The sequence below is a fragment of the Halomonas marinisediminis genome, from assembly GCF_004347715.1.
Taxonomy (GTDB): domain Bacteria; phylum Pseudomonadota; class Gammaproteobacteria; order Pseudomonadales; family Halomonadaceae; genus Halomonas; species Halomonas icarae.
In genome coordinates this window covers 1-277 of the sequence record NZ_SLTR01000402.1, presented here as the reverse complement: position 1 = coordinate 277, position 277 = coordinate 1, and the positions used below count along the sequence as shown (strand labels likewise).

General features: G+C 49.1%; 1 pseudogene. It reads right to left on the bottom strand.

The annotated features are described in order from the left end of the window. Positions 1 to 142, bottom strand: a pseudogene (locus E0702_RS20845) (phospholipid ABC transporter ATP-binding protein MlaF); the annotation flags it as partial. Positions 143 to 277: the final 135 nt, after the last annotated feature.

The following is a 277-nucleotide window of genomic DNA, read 5'->3' as shown; positions in this document are numbered from 1 at the left end:
TCTTACCCGTACCGCTGGGCCCCATGATGGTGGTGACCTTGCCTTTGGGTATATCGATGTCTACGTTATCGTAGATAAGCCTGTCGCCTCTGGCGAAGGTAAGCCCCCTGACTTCCACGTAATTGGAGGGGTTTTGCGTCATCTAAAATCACCTTAATCGCCCAGCCCGCGTAAACGCTCCCTTCCTGGAAGCATTAAGTATCCTAAAAACATAACCTTACGGCGGCTTTAGCGTTTCTGCCAAAAATAGCCTAAACAGCTGCGGAATATATCAGAA